17 protein-coding genes are annotated in these 17,073 nt (G+C 55.4%); 3 read left to right on the forward strand and 14 right to left on the reverse strand.

The window, feature by feature from the left end:
• Window positions 1-76: 76 nt before the first annotated feature.
• Window positions 77-676, reverse strand: coding sequence for a class IV adenylate cyclase (locus HUV30_RS12425; protein ID WP_174405754.1), 600 nt, complete (start codon window positions 674-676; stop codon window positions 77-79).
• Between the two features lie 175 nt (window positions 677-851).
• Between HUV30_RS12425 and crcB the strand changes: the two genes are divergently transcribed.
• Window positions 852-1,226, forward strand: a complete 375-nt coding sequence (gene crcB, locus HUV30_RS12430) for a fluoride efflux transporter CrcB (RefSeq protein WP_174405755.1) — start codon at window positions 852-854, stop codon at window positions 1,224-1,226.
• A 21-nt stretch (window positions 1,227-1,247) separates the two neighbouring features.
• Complete coding sequence (locus HUV30_RS12435) at window positions 1,248-1,601, forward strand: DUF190 domain-containing protein (protein ID WP_174405756.1); 354 nt, start codon at window positions 1,248-1,250, stop codon at window positions 1,599-1,601.
• A gap of 169 nt (window positions 1,602-1,770) precedes the next feature.
• On the opposite strand, the gene HUV30_RS12440 is transcribed toward HUV30_RS12435, so the two are convergent.
• The 13 genes from HUV30_RS12440 to HUV30_RS12500 all read right to left on the reverse strand — a co-directional run bounded on the left by HUV30_RS12440 (window position 1,771) and on the right by HUV30_RS12500 (window position 15,744).
• Window positions 1,771-2,424, reverse strand: a complete 654-nt coding sequence (locus HUV30_RS12440) for a ferredoxin-like domain-containing protein (RefSeq protein ID WP_174405757.1) — start codon at window positions 2,422-2,424, stop codon at window positions 1,771-1,773.
• A gap of 21 nt (window positions 2,425-2,445) precedes the next feature.
• Window positions 2,446-3,519: a protein-glutamate methylesterase/protein-glutamine glutaminase gene (locus HUV30_RS12445; protein ID WP_174405758.1), complete on the reverse strand. Its 1,074-nt coding sequence runs from the start codon at window positions 3,517-3,519 to the stop codon at window positions 2,446-2,448.
• 4 nt (window positions 3,520-3,523) lie between these two features.
• Window positions 3,524-4,399 (reverse strand): CheR family methyltransferase, encoded by an 876-nt coding sequence (locus tag HUV30_RS12450; RefSeq protein ID WP_174405759.1) that lies wholly within the window; start codon window positions 4,397-4,399, stop codon window positions 3,524-3,526.
• 58 nt (window positions 4,400-4,457) lie between these two features.
• A complete protein-coding gene (locus HUV30_RS12455) occupies window positions 4,458-6,584 on the reverse strand; it encodes a chemotaxis protein CheA (protein ID WP_174405760.1) in 2,127 nt (708 codons plus the stop codon).
• A 51-nt stretch (window positions 6,585-6,635) separates the two neighbouring features.
• Entirely contained in the window at window positions 6,636-6,998 is a 363-nt protein-coding gene (locus tag HUV30_RS12460; RefSeq protein WP_174405761.1) for a response regulator, read from the reverse strand.
• 178 nt (window positions 6,999-7,176) lie between these two features.
• Window positions 7,177-8,898, reverse strand: coding sequence for a methyl-accepting chemotaxis protein (locus tag HUV30_RS12465; protein ID WP_174405762.1), 1,722 nt, complete (start codon window positions 8,896-8,898; stop codon window positions 7,177-7,179).
• A gap of 162 nt (window positions 8,899-9,060) precedes the next feature.
• Entirely contained in the window at window positions 9,061-9,528 is a 468-nt protein-coding gene (locus tag HUV30_RS12470; RefSeq protein ID WP_174405763.1) for an FxLYD domain-containing protein, read from the reverse strand.
• 2 nt (window positions 9,529-9,530) lie between these two features.
• Window positions 9,531-10,877: a DNA repair protein RadA gene (radA, locus tag HUV30_RS12475; RefSeq protein WP_174405764.1), complete on the reverse strand. Its 1,347-nt coding sequence runs from the start codon at window positions 10,875-10,877 to the stop codon at window positions 9,531-9,533.
• A gap of 12 nt (window positions 10,878-10,889) precedes the next feature.
• On the reverse strand, window positions 10,890-11,726 hold the full coding sequence (locus tag HUV30_RS12480; RefSeq protein WP_174405765.1) for a DUF3426 domain-containing protein: 837 nt from the start codon (window positions 11,724-11,726) through the stop codon (window positions 10,890-10,892).
• Window positions 11,727-11,787: 61 nt separating this feature from the next.
• Window positions 11,788-12,315: a hypoxanthine phosphoribosyltransferase gene (gene hpt / locus HUV30_RS12485; protein ID WP_174405766.1), complete on the reverse strand. Its 528-nt coding sequence runs from the start codon at window positions 12,313-12,315 to the stop codon at window positions 11,788-11,790.
• Window positions 12,316-12,341: 26 nt separating this feature from the next.
• The gene (locus HUV30_RS12490; RefSeq protein WP_174405767.1) at window positions 12,342-12,809 is read right to left on the reverse strand and encodes an N-acetyltransferase; all 468 of its coding nucleotides are present in this window, start codon (window positions 12,807-12,809) and stop codon (window positions 12,342-12,344) included.
• The gene (locus HUV30_RS12495) at window positions 12,810-13,310 is read right to left on the reverse strand and encodes a TlpA family protein disulfide reductase (protein WP_174405768.1); all 501 of its coding nucleotides are present in this window, start codon (window positions 13,308-13,310) and stop codon (window positions 12,810-12,812) included. It abuts the gene before it with no gap.
• A 19-nt stretch (window positions 13,311-13,329) separates the two neighbouring features.
• Window positions 13,330-15,744, reverse strand: a complete 2,415-nt coding sequence (locus HUV30_RS12500) for a homocysteine S-methyltransferase family protein (protein ID WP_174405769.1) — start codon at window positions 15,742-15,744, stop codon at window positions 13,330-13,332.
• A 255-nt stretch (window positions 15,745-15,999) separates the two neighbouring features.
• Here HUV30_RS12500 and HUV30_RS12505 point away from each other — a divergent pair, with 255 nt between their 5' ends.
• Window positions 16,000-17,070 (forward strand): sigma-70 family RNA polymerase sigma factor, encoded by a 1,071-nt coding sequence (locus HUV30_RS12505; RefSeq protein WP_174405770.1) that lies wholly within the window; start codon window positions 16,000-16,002, stop codon window positions 17,068-17,070.
• Window positions 17,071-17,073: the final 3 nt, after the last annotated feature.

Here is a 17,073-nt window from a genome sequence, read left to right on the forward strand (position 1 = left end):
GTCGATCCGTGTGGCCTGTCTATGGTTCAGCCGCATCACTGCGACAATCATACACTGCTATCAGTGTTGATACAGATTATAATTCCTCGAGGAGCTCATGCAACCGCGAGGTGGAAAAACAAAAATTATCGTCATGCGGCAACCCCTGCGCTGCCCGCCAGTTGCGGTTCAGATCGTGGTAGGTGCCGGTATTTGCCTGCTCCATGCGCAGGCCGATACGTGCTGCGCAGGTAAATATGGCCTCCCGCTCCCCTTCCAGTTCCGCAACATCGCCGAAGGGCATGGAGTCCAGACAAATTTCCACACCATCCAGCTTCCATTCCTCGCGCATTTTCTCATAGCGGAAGGCCGCATCGTAGCCCATGCCTTCCAGAATACCGCGCATGCCGTCAAAGTTCTCCACCGTGGTCTCTCGCTCGTCATACACTTTCACATCGGCGGGGACAGGCACCTGCGGGGGGCGCTTCAGGGTCAACACGGCGGTCTCGCCGTTTTTGCGTATCTTCGTGCGCAGACGCAGGAGCATATCGCTGTTCTTGAACGAGCGTTCCGGCGTATCAAACACCAGATTGCGCTCCACGTGGCTGCCCCGGCACTCCGCTCCCAGTTCGGCAAGCTTTTTGCGCAGCGCGGCAAAGTCGGCATCGACAAATTTCAGTTCCGTTTCAAAGGCCATAATGCTCCCGCATGAACAACTGCGGACAATGCCTGTCGCACCGCAGCCGATTGGTTCTTGTTCTCGCACCATACCGAGCGTATGGTGCCTTCATATACTGGTAAACATTTCCAGCCGGTAATTCAATGAAGTATCGGCATTCACCGCGGGCATGTCCCCGAAAGAGGAGCAATTCGTGCAGAAGCTCTTTCTGCTGTTCATTGCCGGAGGGCTGGGAAGCCTCAGCCGCTACACACTGGCCGGACTGGTGCAGCGCCTTGCCGGAACATCGTTTCCGGCGGGCACATTTGCCGTGAACTGCCTCGGCTGTTTTCTGTTCGGACTGGTCTGGAGCCTGTTTGAAGACAGGCTCTCTCTGCCGCCGGAAATGCGTGTGATCGTGCTGACCGGATTCATGGGCGCGTTCACCACCTTTTCGACCTACATATTTGAAACAGCCAACCTGATCAGCGCATCGCAATGGGTCTATGCCGTGGCCAACTGTGCAGGACAGCTGGTTGTGGGCCTTGTCTTTCTCTGGATCGGCCTTTCGCTCGGCCGACTGGTTTAGCTGCATTCAAGGAGACGCGATATGGTATCCCTGCCGGAACAGGCTCAGCGCCTTTGCATATACACCGGAGAAAACGACACCCACGCAGGCCGCCCCCTCTATGAAGTCATAGTGGAGATGGCACGCAAACGCGGCCTTGCCGGAGCCACGGTCACCCGCGGTGTTTCCGGCTTCGGGGCGAATAGCCTTGTGCATACCATAAAGGTGCTGCGTCTTTCCGAAGACCTGCCCCTGCTCATCCAGATAGTGGACACGCCTGAGAAAATCGAAGCCTTTCTGCCGGAACTGGATGCCGTAATAAGCGAAGGACTGGTCACCGTTGAACCTGTGCAGGTAGTCTTCTACCGGCACAAGAATGGGAAGAAGAACCAATAATACGCGTTATCAGACCGCTGCCCACACAAATGGATAAGCCCCGCAACTTTTTTAACGATGCGGGGCTTTCAATTGTCGGAACAGGTTCCGAAGCAAGTCTCAAACAAATTTCGGGACAGATTTCGGGACAGGTCTCGGAATACGTCTCGGAATACGTTTTAGAACAGGCTTACAGCACAGCGGCCTTTACCGCATCAATGCCCACCTTTTCAACAAACTTGGACACACGCAGACGCTTGCCGGATTCGCTGCGGTAGTATTCCATGAACTTGCGGACAAGTTCCTTGGCTTCTTCGGTGGTCAGGTTCTCGGCAAGCACGTCGCCGATACGGGGACGGCCGCCGGAGTTGCCGCCCACAATGACGGTCCAGCCGTGTTTGGTGCCCATGAGGCCCACGTCTCGCACGTAGCTTTCGCCACAGCACATGGGGCAGCCGGAAACACCAAACTTCACCTTGGCTGGAAACGGTTCTTCATGAAACATGTTCTCGATCTCAAGCCCGAAACCGAGAGAGTCCTGCAGGCCGAGCTTACAGACCGCAGTGCCGGGGCATGCCTGCACATAGTGCACGCACAGTTCGGTGGCGCGGCCGACCTTCCACTTCAACTCTTCCCACATGGGTTCGACCTGATCTTCACGCATACCCACAAGGGCCATGCGCTGGCCGGAGGTAATCTTGATGATCGGCACTTCGTACTTCTTGCAGACGTAAGAAATAGTATCGAGAATTTCCGGAGTCAGCATGCCCGCAGGGGTACGGGGCACGATGGCATATGTCTGCTTGTCGCGCTGGAGAATAGCGCCTTCAAGATGTCCTGGCATTCTACACCTCTGATACGTTGATTAATGTCCGTTACACATGCGCAGAATTTCACCGGCAATGCCGTTGAGCGACATGACCTTATGCACGCCGCCCTGCTTTATGGCTTCCTGCGGCATACCGAAAACCACGCATGAAGCTTCATCCTGTGCTATGGTATAGGCACCCGCGTCGAACATTTCCTTCATGCCCACCGCGCCGTCGTCGCCCATACCGGTAAGAATGGCCCCCACCACATTCTTGCCGCCGTAGCGGGCGGCAGAACGGAACAGCACGTCTACCGACGGCCGGTGACGCCTTACAAGGGGGCCTTCCTTCAGTTCCACAAAATAATGGGAACCATTACGCTTGAGCAACATATGCATATTGCCCGGTGCAATCAACACCTTACCGGGTTCCATGCGATCATTGTCTTCTGCTTCTTTCACATGCATGGCGCACATGGCATCCAACCTGCGGGCAAAAGCATTGGTAAAATGCTCGGGCATGTGCTGCACTATGGCCACAGGCGGGCAGTTGGCGGGCAACCCCAGCAGCAGGCTGGCCAGTGCTTCGGTTCCACCCGTGGAAGCTCCTACAACCACAACCTTGCTTGTAGCACCCACAGCGCGGGTAACAGGCGTGGGCGGTGGCAGCACGGCATCGGCCGACAGCTTGGGAGCCACGGTGAGCTTTTCCGTCACCTTCTTCATCCGGGCGCGCGCTGCAGCCTTTACGGCATCGCATATGCGTATGGCAGATTCTTCCAGAAACTGCTTCGTGCTTATGCGCGGCTTGGTGATAATTTCAACCGCACCATATTCCATAGCCTTGAAGGTGGCTTCTGCGCCCTTCTCCGTTACGGCGGAACATATGACCACCGGGATGGGGTGCTGGGTCATTATCTTTTTCAGGAAGGTCAGGCCGTCCATGCGGGGCATTTCCACGTCCAGCGTGATCACATCCGGCACCACACTTTCCATGCGTTTGGCAGCCACGAACGGGTCGGATGCGGTACCGACCACTTCCAGCTCAGAATCCGCACTGAAAATGTCCGCCAGAGTCTGACGCACAAGTGCCGAGTCATCGACAATAAGAACCTTAATTTTCTGTGCCATTCGTCTACACTCTCCTGTAAACGGTTGGCGCCGCCTGTACGAGCGGCAGTTGCATTCCGGCAAGACTTTCCGAATGACCGATAAAGAGGAAGCCCCCGGGACGGAGACAGTCGCAAAACTGCTTGAACAGACGCTCTTGTGTAGGTTTGTCAAAATATATGATCACGTTGCGGCAGAAAATGATATCCATGGGATTGGAAAAACAGAACTGCTCCATGAAGTTGAGCCGCTGAAACTCTACAAGACTGCGAATTTCCGGTGCAATGCGGATGAGCTTTTTCGAACGGTCCTTGCTTCTGAGCAGAAACTTCTTGCACAGCTCCGGAGGAATATTGGCAATCCTGTCCTCATCATACACAGCCTTAACCGCTGTCTGCAGAGCACGGGATGAAATGTCCGTGGCCAGAATACTGAAAGAGAACCCGGCATAGCGTTCCGCAAAATCGCTGAGTACCATGGCCAGCGTATACGGTTCCATGCCTATGGAGCATCCGGCGCTCCATAGCGCGAGCTTGCGGCTGCCGTTGCGGCGTATCCATTCCGGCAGCATGGTGTGCACCAGATAGTCAAAATGCTTGGGCTCGCGGAAAAACTCGGTGGTATTGGTGGTAACCACATCGATCAGATTGCGCAGCTCCTGCTCCATGCCCGCATCCGAGAACACATAATTCACATAGCTGTCATACGAAGGATAATTCAGCACCCGCAATCTTTTCTGCAGTCTGGCTTCAAGCATGGTCCGCTTTGACGGCGGCAGTTTGATACCCACCCGTTCATGAATGAATGCACTGAGGCGCTGAAACACCTTGTCTGGCATGGGCGCCGGTCTGTTAACCAGATCGGCGTTTGTGGCAGTAGCGTTATCCGAAGGATTCTTCATGGCAACCCGATCGCTTGATGCATGTATGTGCAGTGCCGGTCAGACCGGCTGCACGGCGTCAATACAAATTTCGTTGTCCGAGAATGGCCGACTGTACCAGACGCGGGATATCGAGAATAAGCGCCATGGAACCATCGCCCTTGATGGTCGCGCCCGATATACCCTCCACATCCTTATAGACCTTGCCGAGCGACTTGATGACTGTCTGGTGCTCGCCGATGACATGGTCCACCACAATGCCGTAGCGGGAACCCGAGGTGCTCACCACCACGATCTGTTCAATAGGCGGCTGTTCACCTGGCACCTCGAACTGCTCACGCAGCACGATATAGGGCACTATCTCACCGCGCAGGTTGATTATGCGCTGCCTTTCTCCGTTCACGGATGAGCTTATGTGCTCCACACATTCTTCCACATGGTTGAGGGGAATGACATAGAACTCGTTGCCCACCTGAATCTGCAGACCATCGATAATGGCAAGAGTGAGCGGCAGGCGGATAGTGATGGTTGTTCCCTTGCCGGGAATGCTGTCCAGCTCGATGGTGCCACGCAGCGCATCGATAGAGCGCTTCACCACGTCCATGCCCACACCTCTGCCGGAAACACTGGTGATGGCTGCGGCAGTGGAAAAACCAGGCGCAAAGATGAGGTTGCAGACTTCCTTGTCCGAAAGCTCCGCTTCAGGACTGATGATGCCCTTGGCTGTGGCTGATGCAAGAATGCGCTCACGGTTCAGACCGGCACCGTCATCCATGATGGAGATAAGCACCTCGCCGCCGGAATGCTCCGCTGCAAGCGTGATGGTGCCGGTTCTCGGCTTGCCCGCAGCTTCACGCACATCAGGCCTTTCAATGCCGTGGTCCAGACTGTTGCGCAGACAATGCACAAGCGGGTCACCAAGGCGTTCGATAACGGTTTTATCCAGTTCCGTTTCTGCACCATGGGTCACAAGCTCAACTTCCTTTCCGAGTTCGGAAGAAAGGTCGCGTATCAAGCGACGGAACTTGCTGAAGGTTGTGCCGATGGGAAGCATGCGGATGGAAAGCGTGGAATCACGCAGTTCATCCGATAGACGTTCCAGTTCTTCGGAAAGAGTATTCAATAAAGGATCGTGGGAGGAATGGACATACTGGGCAATCTGCGCCTGCACGATGACCAGTTCGCCTACAAGGTCAACCAGCTTATCCAGCTTGTCGGCCGCAACCCGTATACTCGCCGCGCCGCCGGCATCCGCCTTTTCGCCGCCGGTGTCTCTGCTTTTCCGCAGTTCACGAACGGCTTTCTGCTCTGCCAGAGCCGATTCCACCTGATCTTCGGTCACCAGTCCGGCATCGCGCAGAACGCGGCCTATGGGGCGCTGCTCCCGCAATATCTCTGCAAGGCTCTCCTGCGTCACATCTCCGCGCTCAAGCAGAATCTCGCCGAGCCGCTTGTAGGCAATGTCACTGTCCAGCTGCCCGGTGCCGTCCACCAGCTGAATAGTCAGCTCACAGTCATCTTCCACGAACAGGAAGATATCGCGAATGGCCTCTTCAGTCTTATCCGTCAGCAACAGGATGTCCCACCAGACATAACAGGACTCTACGTCAAGATCCTCAAGTCCCGGCATTTCTCCGAAATGGGGATAACAACGCATGGACCCCATCTGCGCCAGATCATCTAGCAGGTGCAGAGGATTGGAACCGGAAAGGAAAATGTCCCGGGCCGGTTTGAAGCGGATACGATAAACAACCTGCGCACCGGGTTCCGCCACAAGGGTTCGGGACTCAACAGCCGCAACGTCCTGCCCGGATGAATCATCGGCCCCGCCAAGCATGGCCTTGAGCCTGGCGGTAAGCTCCGCCTCTGTCTCCGCATCTACCTCAGCACCTGTCGCACTGGATTCCAGAAGATGGGCAATATGGTCCCGCGACAGAAGCGTCAGGTCGAGCAGCTCACGCGTTACGGCCAGTTCCCTGTTGCGAACCTTGTCGAACATGTTTTCGACATTATGCGTAAAGGCGGCAATATCATCGAATCCGAACATGGCGCCGGACCCTTTGATCGTATGCATGGCACGAAACACCCTGTCCACGATATCGGAATTGCCGGGTTCCTCTTCAAGTTCAAGAAGAGCCGTTTCCAATTCGGACAGAAGTTCCTGCGCTTCTTCGCGAAACGCCTGCGCATTCACGTCATCAAGCATAACCGCATCCCTTTAACAGTGCACGGGAGAAAAACAACAGCACCGAAGCACCTAACGCAAGACCTTCTTCACAACATCCACAAGCTGCTCGGGCTTGAACGGCTTGACTATCCAGCCTGTAGCCCCGGCCGCCTTACCTTCCTGCTTTTTCGAAGCCTGCGATTCCGTTGTCAGCATGACAATGGGAATGAATTTGTAAGACGGCAAAGCCCGTATTCCCTTTATGAGTGAAATACCGTCCATGTTCGGCATATTCAGGTCGGTAATCACCATATGCACAGGGCCTGTCATTTTCGCCAGGGCATCCTTGCCGTCACGGGCCTCTACAACGTTGTATCCGGCCTTCTTCAACGTCAAAGACACCATCTGACGGACACTGGCCGAATCGTCCACCGTCATTATAGTCTTAGTCACAGCGTATCCCTCACAGCAATTATTTCATAACATATGTACTAGTTTAAAAAACGCCCCCGAAATGCGGATGATGCAGATGCAGCATCCGCAGAGCCATATCAACGCATCCTGACCGCAGAAAAACGGAGCTCCGGCTGCGCTTCCGGACGCTCATGGCTCCCGCGTTTTTCCTCAACCGTCAAAACAATTCAACATTGCTATCAGAATCATCAAAGAGGTCAATTCCGCCACTGCCGGTATCACCAAGGGCGGACCGGTGCACGTTGCGTTCGCTCTCCATGGTATATCTATCCAGAATATCCCTGAGCGGCCGGGGCAATGACAGCGGGGCATCCCCCTCTCCACAAGGCAGCTGTTCCACAAGGCTTTCCAGCTCACGGCATGCGGCAAGAAGCGCATTCCCCACATGCTCGTCAACCGTAATGCCCTGGGCAAGCCCCATGAGCGTTGCGGTAAGCCGCACCGAATCACTCCGGATACTCTCCAGCAGCCCGCCCCCTTTCGTGTCCACGAACCTGAGCTGCTCCATGAAGCCATCCAGTTCACCCGTCATGGCCCTGGCCTGTGAAGTATCAAGATAGGTTGCGGCATGGTCGCGCAGGGAATCAGCCACGCGAGAAATAGCATGAAGCTTGTCCGATATGGACAGAGTCTGGCCGCCCGCGTCCTTGGACAAGTTCTGTATGGACAGCGCCAGCACCCCAAGCGCCTTGCCCATATCACCGGTATGCGCAGCTTTGATGCTGGCGTTGAGCGCGATAAGTTCAATCTCGGCGCCGACATCTTCGATATTCTCAAGAAAAGCAGTCATCTCGGCGACGGTATTGACAACGGAGACCATTACCTCGCCGACTTCCTCTCCTGCGCGGGCCAGCTGGGCAAAATGATCGGCAAGGGCTGCAACAGCTTCGCTCATGGCCTCCAGAGGCGACTTGGCCCCGTTGCCCCCGTGAGCCTCCTCCACGATACCGGAAACTCCCTCAACGATACCGGCAAGGGCCAGCACCTCATTTCTGAGGGAATCAACCGCATGCATAAAGTTATTGCGCGCATGCTCCAGCTGGGAACACTGAACAGCGTTGATGGAGCGAATCCAGCCGTATATTTCCGAATGATCGCGCACATCGGCTTCGCCCTGCATGAAGTCAACGGTATCCGACAGCACTTCTTCCACATGCTCCACCTGCTGGCGGACAATATCGTGGAACTGCATGGAAGCGACAACACTGCCCATGCTGTCCTGAATACCGGAAAAAGATTCGGAAAGATCGGAGGAAACGCCTGAAAGGCGTTGTCCATAAATGTGGAGTGAAGCGAGATTCTCCTGCACCTGCCCGGTGATTCGGGTGGAATATTCGGCCTGCGTTGTCTGTATGTCGTGCATGCGCTCGGCAGCAGTTGCCGCCAGTGCATCAAGGGCACTCACATGAACTCTGATGGTTGTGGAATATTCCACGATTTTGGTAGCCAGTTTTTCCACATCGTCGGCGAGCGTGTTAAATCCTCTGCCGTCGGTGCCGAGGCGGGCACTCTCTATACGTGTGGAGATGGACAACATTTGCAGGGTGCGGACCACTCGCCCGTAGTTGTCCAGAAGTTTGAGCAGATCAACCAGATGATGACGAATGATTGTAAAATCATCCACATCTGTCGAAGAAGAACGTCCGGTCAGGGTATGGAGGACTCCGGTCTTTTCCTCCATCTGCTTCAGAACTTCCTCGAGAATTTCTCCTACGGTGGAGTCGACAAGCTCACGGGCATTCTCAACCAGTCCGTCCGCCTGAGCCGAAGCATCGTGCAGCCGCTGGCCAAGGTCGAGGAAATCATTTTCACGGGAGGAGACAACCTTGCCGAGACCGGCTCCCACCTTGCGCATTCTGGAAAAACAGGAATCAAGCATCAACGCTCCGTTGCAGCATGGCGTCCGCAAATAGATTCTACAGCAGCCATACCCCCCTTTTTCGCAATCATTTCAGGCAACCACCACTGCCGCATTTCGAACAAAAAACTCTACAACTTGCGGAAACAGGCTGTCAAAACAGAAATGCATATTTACAGAACATTATCTTTCCGTTCCCAAATCCAGAACATAGGCCGATACGCTGAATTCATGAGGCAGTTCCTCACCCGTGTAAACAACCATGAACGGAATCGTATCATCAGGAATAACAGGAGGCGGCCCGTCATGCAAATGGTGCGTCATTCTGGTGCGGGAGATTACGCCCTGAAAAGTCAGCTGTTGCAGTTCGTCCACAGAATAAATCCTGCCGCACAACTGTCTCATGATACCGACAACAGCGCCGGATTCATCAAAGAAAACTGCAGAAACCCCGATGTACGGCACGGTGGTTCCGGTATTGTTCCTTACTTGTCCTTCAACCACTATCACCTTTGTCTCATCCTGCAATGCAAGAGAATACTGACGCACATTCTGCAACAGCAACGTAGGTTCAGCGGCCAAACAAGAGGATGATAGTCCGTGAATAAGCAAAAGCAGGGTCAGAACGGCGGACAACCTGCAAAAAGACATGATCAGGACCGCCTGAAAAGAGCTTCCTGCAGGGAAAGGATGGTATCCAGCCCGCCGTTTCCGTTGCCGCCGGGATGGAAGACCGGCTTGTAGCCGAGGCGCAGAGCCTGTGAATGCCGCACGTCCTGCCCTGCCACAGGGCGCACCTGCCCGTTGAGGTCTACCTCGCCCCAGAACACGGAGCGTTCCGGCAGCGGAATATCGTAGAAGGAGGAAAGCACCGCAGCCACAAGGGCAAGGTCCATGCCCGGGTCCTGCAGGCGCATGCCGCCGCCGACCTTGGCATAGATATCCACCTGTCCGAAGTTGAGCCGCAGACGCTTTTCAAGCACGGCCAGCAGCAGGTGCAGGCGGTTCACGTCAAACCCCAGTCCTGTGCGGCGGGGTATGGCCAGATAGCTGCGGCTCACGAGAGCCTGCACTTCCACGGCAAAGGGGCGTTGCCCGTCCACCGCCATGACAACGGCTGTGCCTGAAAGAGCGGGGTCGCGGGCACCGAGAAAATATGTGGAGGGATCATCAACTATACACATGCCCTGCTGCGCCATCTCGAAGACCAGCAGCTCCTGATTCGGGCCGAAACGGTTCTTGAATACGCGCAACATGCGGTACATCTGCCGTCTGTCACCCTCGAGCGAAATGACGGTGTCCACCATGTGCTCGAGCATCTTGGGCCCTGCGAGCTGTCCGTCCTTGGTAACATGGCCCACAAGAAGCAGTGTAATACCGCCGCGCTTGCATGCTTCAATCAGTTCCGTGGCAACAGCGCGCACCTGACTCACACTGCCGGGCAGGCCGTCAGCCCGCAGGGAGGTAAGCGTCTGCACCGAATCCACGATGATGAGGTCGGGAGGAGAATCCCCTTCCAGCGCAGGCAACACATCATCAAGACGGGAGGTGGAAACAGCCGTCAGCTTGGGACAGAGCGCGCCAAGCCGTTCTGCCCTGCCCTTGAGCTGGGCAAGGGTTTCTTCACCCGAAAGATACAGCACCTGCTTGCCGGAGCTCGAAACAGCACCGGCCACCTGCAGCAACAGAGTGGATTTGCCTATGCCGGGCTCACCGCCAATGAGCAGAGCCGCACCGGGGACAAGACCCTCGCCGAGAATGCGGTCAAGCTGCTCCATGCCCGTGCCGAAGGGTTCATCCCGCTCATCCGTGACATCCTGCAGGGGCATGATGCGCGAAGCCTGAAACGACGAGGGAGCGGACATTCTCTGCTTACCCTGGTCCTTATGGACAACCCGGGTTTCCAGAGTATTCCACTCCCCGCACTTTGGACACTGTCCCCGCCACTGCGGGGCGTTAGCCCCGCAGGCGGAACAGATATGTACTTCTTTTGTTTTCACAAAAATCCGTTGTTATTTCTTTGGCGGATCTTTCGCTTCTATGACCTTGACCCCGAACTCAGAAACAGATGCCGGGGGATTATAGAACACCACCATGAAAGGCACTTCCCCTCCGGGGGGGATATTGGTGTTGTTGGTCAGAATCTCGATCTTGTTGTTAAGAGCGGATTCCAGCTCCTGCTGCCCGAGCACCTGCAGCTGGAAAAGCGAAACGGTAATGCCGCAGTATTGCTGTTTGCTGGTTATGGTCACGTTGTTCGTATCAAACAATGTAACCTCAACCTTGACCAGTTCCTTGGGAACGTTGAAGTTGTTCACCACCTTACCTTCAACAACAAAGAGCTGCCCGACCTTTTCGTTAGGCTGGTAGTACTGGCGCACGTTTCTGAGAGCCAGATTCTTTATGTTGTCGGTAACGGTAACCTCGTCGGAACCGTTGGCAGAGGTCTTGGGAGCCTCAGCCGTGGCATTGCCGAACAGACCGAGCTTGCCGAACAGGTCGGGCATGGTGAAATACACCCCTGCCCCTGCTCCGGCGAGCAGGACGACGAGCAGAACAATAACAAGGCCAACCTTGCTTTTGCCCTTGCCCTTCTCTTTGGTCTTCCCCTTGCTCTTCTTCTGTGCAGGGGCGTCCAGATCGAATCCGGAATCCGGGCTGCCGAGAATATCTTCAAGAGAAGAATCATCGTCCCTACTACGGACAGGCTCCTCATGCCTAGGAGTCGCCTTTTCTCCTGCAAGGGGGAACATGTGCTTGCACACAGTGCAGCGAGCCTTGGCCCCCGGCTTGAACATGGAGTCAGGAAGATTGTATTTTGTTGAACAATTGGGACAAGTTACATGCATTGTTTTTCCTGTGGTGCTTTGCCGCAGAATGATCGCAATTGTCCGGAACCCGAGTGCGACCCTATTCTACTACGGCTTCGTATATGGCACCAAGTTCACGATATTTTTCAGCATAGTCCAAGCCATAACCGACAATGAACCCTTTTTGCAACGTAAAGCCGGGGTAGTCCACAGTCACATCCACTTCGCGGCGCTCGAACTTGTCCACAATGGCAGTCAGTCGAATGCTCACGGCACCGCGAGCCTCGAGCTGCTTGATCAGGAACGCCATAGTGTGACCGGTATCCACTATATCTTCCACGATGAGCACGTGCTTACCCTCAATGGACACTTCCAGATCCTTTGTAAAGGAAATGGTCTTGGTGCTGCTCGTTCCCTTACCGTAGCTGGCGCAGCGGACAAAATCCACTTCCGGGCTCACCGTAATCAGCTTGACGAGGTCGGAGAAGTACATGAACGCGCCCTTGAGCACGCACACCACCACCAAATCCTTCCCTTCATAATCCTTGTTGATCTGATCAGCAAGAGCGCGCAATCTTTCCGCGATAGCTTCTTCGCTATACAAGACCTTCAATTCTTTCACTTGCATAATATACATCCTATGCGCATGCAGGGCTACAGCTCAATCTGCATGGCTATCTCATCACATTCAGGGAACTTGGGACAGTTGATGCAGTCCGCCCACACCTTCTGCGGCAAGGTATCCTTCGTCACCTCGACAAACCCCATCTTTCTGAAAAAGTTGTCCTGATAGGTGAGAGTGAAGACTTTGTAAATACCCAGCGTAACAGCTTCGCTCAGGCAGGCATCCACCAGCTTGCGTCCGAATCCCGCACCGCGCATGCGCTCATCTACTGCAAGCGATCGCACTTCTGCCAGATTATCCCATGCGATGGCCAGCCCGCAACATCCCACAATGGGCGAACCGTCGTCGGGGTCAACGACAAAAAACTCGCGCAGATGGCCATACAGCTGATTCAACGGTCTGGGAAGCAGAAGCCCCTGTCCGGAACATTCCATGAGCAGCTTGTGAATAGCCTTCACATCCTGCATGCGGGCTTTGCGAATATAGGGTCCGGCCATCTAGTTTGCCTTGAGTTCCTCAATCTTGGAGGTGAGCGCCGAGGGATCGGCGAGTCCGATATGGTCGATGACGAGCGTTCCGTTCCTGTCATAAATAAGCAGACGGGGGATGGAGGAAATGGCAAACACTAACGGCAGATCGTTAACGGCCCTGTATATCGGATAGTTAAAGTCATACTTGCCGGCCATGGCTTCAAGTTCCTTAGGATTCTCATCCACGGAAACGCCTATGAGCGTCATGTCCGCAGCATCCACTTTGCCACGCAGTGCAATAAGGTCGGGAATCTCTTCCTTGCAGGGCGGGCACCACGATGCAAAGAAATTGATGACCACAACCTTGCCCCGCTCCGCCCTGATAATCTTGAGCAGGTCGGCAGCACCCACTTCGGTAATGCCTGCGGCAGCAACGGAACCGGCTGCACCCGCCAGAAGGACGGTCAGCAACGCGGCGGACAGGAATAAAGATACCCGGCGGATCGTGCCGCCAAACATATTCATCATTTTCAGCTCCCGGTTTGCCTTATGCAGCAACGAGATTCTGGGCAAGGCGTACGGCGGCAACGGCATCCAGCGAATAACCGTGCGCACCTATGGCATCCGCAAAGGCCTGTGTTACAACAGCGCCGCCGACCATGACCTTCACATCATGCATGCCGCGTTCACGCAGAAGATCAATGGTATCCTGCATGCGCACCATGGTCGTTGTCATGAGTGCCGAAAGCCCGATGAGCTTGGCACCATGCTCTGCAGCGGCTTCCACAATGGTCTGCGCCTTCACGTCCTTGCCGAGGTCCACAACGTTGAAGCCGTGGTTCCCGAGCATGAGACACACTATGTTCTTGCCGATGTCGTGAATATCCCCTTCCACAGTCGCCATGATGATGGTGGGCTTTACCGTGGCGCCGCCCTCGTCCTCAAGCATGGGCTTGAGGTGGGCAAAACCGTGCTGCATGGTTTCGGCAGAACGCAGCAGCTGGGGCAGAAAATATTCCTTCCGTTCATACTTGTCACCCACCTCGGTAATGGCGGGGATGAGCATGCGGTTCACCACATCAAAGGGGGTGACACCGGCATCAAGTTCCTTGCGGATAAGATCGATGACGTTATCCTTGTCACCTTTCACCACTGCTTCAAAGGCAGTGGTGGCCGCACCGCCGGAAACCACGCCACCACCGATAACAGCAGTGTTGCCGGGCTTCCATTCGGCATAATCGGCGATAAAACGCTCCGCATTGGGGTCGCGGTTCAGCAAAACTTCTGCCGCAGCCAGCGCTTCGCGGATACGCGCGTTGCCGGGATGGGCAATACACGAAGAAAGGCCGGAAGCCGCTGCCATGGTGAGGAAGGTGCTGTTCAGCAGCCCGCGTGCGGGCAGGCCGAAGGAAATGTTGGAGAGTCCTATGGTCGTGGGCAGGCCAAGCGTATCGGTACAGTACCGCACCGTCTCAAGGCAGGCTCTGGCAGCCTCGGCCTTGGAGGAAACAGCAAGAGCCAGCACGTCGACCATGATGAGCCTGCGCGGAATACCGAGCGAATCGGCCTGCGCAAGCAGCTCTTCAATGATGGCGATACGCTCGGATGCCGCAACAGGCAGCTTTCTGCCCTTGAGAGGCAGCAGGATAAAAGGTGCACCGTACTTGCGGCACAAGGGACCGAGTCGTTCCATACGGCCGGGTTCTCCGCTGATGGAGTTGACCAGCGGCGAAGCGGGATACACGGTCAGCGCCTTTTCAAGGGCGTCCATATTTGAGGTATCCACAGCCAGCGGCACGGGATGCTGCGACACAATGCGCTGGATCAGTTCGGGCAGCAGCACGGTTTCATCAACCATGGGGGCGCCGACGTTCACGTCCAGCAAGGGAGCATGACTGTCCAGCTGTTCCTGCACGAACATCATACAGGTGGTGAACTGGCCGTTCTGCAATTCCGAAATGAGCTGCTTCTTGCCCGTGGGGTTGATGCGCTCACCAATGATGCGCACGGGATACCTGGCACCAAAACGCACCAGCGAGGCACGCGAGGTGACAACAAGACCGGAGGAACGGTCTTCAACCGGCTTGCAGGGCACATCGGCCACGGCCTTGCACAGCGCCGCGATATGGTCGGGGGTGGTGCCGCAGCAGCCGCCCATGCAACGCACGCCCATTTCCGCAAACTTGCGCGTCTGTTCGGCAAAGGAGGTGGGATTGAGACGGAACACGGTGTTGCCCGACGCGTCCAGTTCAGGCAGGCCCGCGTTGGGCATGACCAGCACGGGAACAGGTGAAACCGCCAGCATCTGCTCGACCACGGCAACCATCTGCTCGGGACCGGCACTGCAGTTGGTGGCCACAAGGTCCACGCCCATGTTGGCAACGGTCTCCACAAAGACCTCGGGCGAGGTGCCGGTAAGGCTTACCCCGTTCTCAAAGGTCATGGAAGCACCAACGGGCAGCGAACAGACCTCACGGGCGGCAACAATGGCGGCACGCAGTTCGGCAATGTCGAAATGCGTCTCCATGAGGAGGAGGTCCACGCCCCCGTCCACAAGGCCGCGCATCTGCTCCTTGTATCCCTCAACAAGCTCCTCGAAGGTAAGATCACCGAGGGGCTTGAGAAAATGTCCGGTGGGGCCTACGCTACCGGCGACAAAAACGTTGCCTCCCGCTTCATCCGCCGCCCTTCTGGCCGCATTGGCCATGGCACGGTTGAAATCCGCGATATCAATATCGGCAGGCATCTTGAAACGGGTGCCGCCAAAAGTATTTGTAGTCAGAACATTGGCGCCCGCGCGGGCATAGTCAAGGTGAATACCCTTGAGCACATCAGGATTGGACAGACACCACACTTCGGGGCTGACACCGGCGGTAAGACCGCGGGCCTGCAGCATGGTTCCCATTCCCCCGTCAAAAAAAACGAACCGGCCTTCCTGCAAGGCTCTTCTGAAATCTGCCACCTGATGCTCCTCAAACGAACGTTACAATCCGAAAAAACGCCTGACGGCAAGGCCCCTGCGGGCGCACGGTGTAAGGACAAGTCCGCTCTGGTCTACTGAAAAACATTGAAAAGGACAAACAAAAACTATACCATTCGGGCGTGATACCTTGTCGGAAAAGGTTTTTTCCGGCATGCTGACCTACCTTGACAGATGGTAACGGGCATGGTCCGCACCACTGCATGAACAGACCTAAATTTACCGCAAAGATATACGATGACCAGAAAAAGTGAATCCGGCAAGGACGACACTCCTAAGAAATATACAGAGCAGGACATAGAGGTTCTGGACGGCGCCGATGAGGAAGAGGAAGAAGAAAGCCTTGACCTGGATGAGGACGTTATAGACCTGGATGAGGATGAGACAGACGATTTTATTCTGGATGCCAGCCTGCCTGCCGTCTCAGGCTCTTCGGTTCCGGGAAAATCCGCCACCCGGGACTCCCTGCACCTCTACCTGAGGGAAATAAGCAAATTCCCGCTGCTCAAGCCGGATGAAGAGTTTCAGCTGGCCCGCAAGGTACTGGACGAAGGCGATCAGGACGCGGCATTCCGCCTTGTTTCTTCGCATCTGCGCCTTGTAGTGAAAATCGCCATGGACTTTCAGCGCCGCTGGATGCAGAACGTGCTCGACCTTGTTCAGGAAGGCAACGTGGGGCTCATGCGTGCCGTGCACAAGTTTGACCCGGACAAGGGCATCAAGTTTTCCTATTATGCGTCCTTCTGGATCAAGGCTTACATCCTGAAGTTCATCATGGATAACTGGCGGCTGGTGAAAATCGGCACCACGCAGGCGCAGCGCAAGCTGTTCTACAACCTGAACAAGGAAAGACAACGCCTCATGGCGCAGGGCTTTGTGCCCGATTCCGCCATGCTTTCCGAGCGCCTTAACGTATCAGAGGAGCAGATCATCGAGATGGAGCAACGGCTGGACGCCAGCGACATGTCACTGGATCTGCCCGTCGGCGAAGACGGCTCCACCGCCACTCGCATGGACTTCCTTCCCGCCCTTGGCCCCGGCGTTGAAGATATGCTTGCAAACAGCGAATTAGGCACTATGCTTAAGGAGCACATCAAAACCATAGAGCCCAAGCTCAATGACAAGGAACTGGAAATTCTGCATGGCAGGCTACTTTCAGAAGACCCTATTACCCTCAGGGAAATCGGCGAAAAGTACAATATTACCCGTGAACGTGTCCGCCAGATAGAAGCGAGACTTCTCCAGAAGCTCCGCGACCACCTGTTCCGTGAAATCAAGGATTTCTCCAAAGACTGGATCAACCGATAGAGC

This window comes from Desulfovibrio subterraneus (assembly GCF_013340285.1).
GTDB classification, from domain to species: Bacteria; Desulfobacterota; Desulfovibrionia; order Desulfovibrionales; family Desulfovibrionaceae; genus Halodesulfovibrio; species Halodesulfovibrio subterraneus.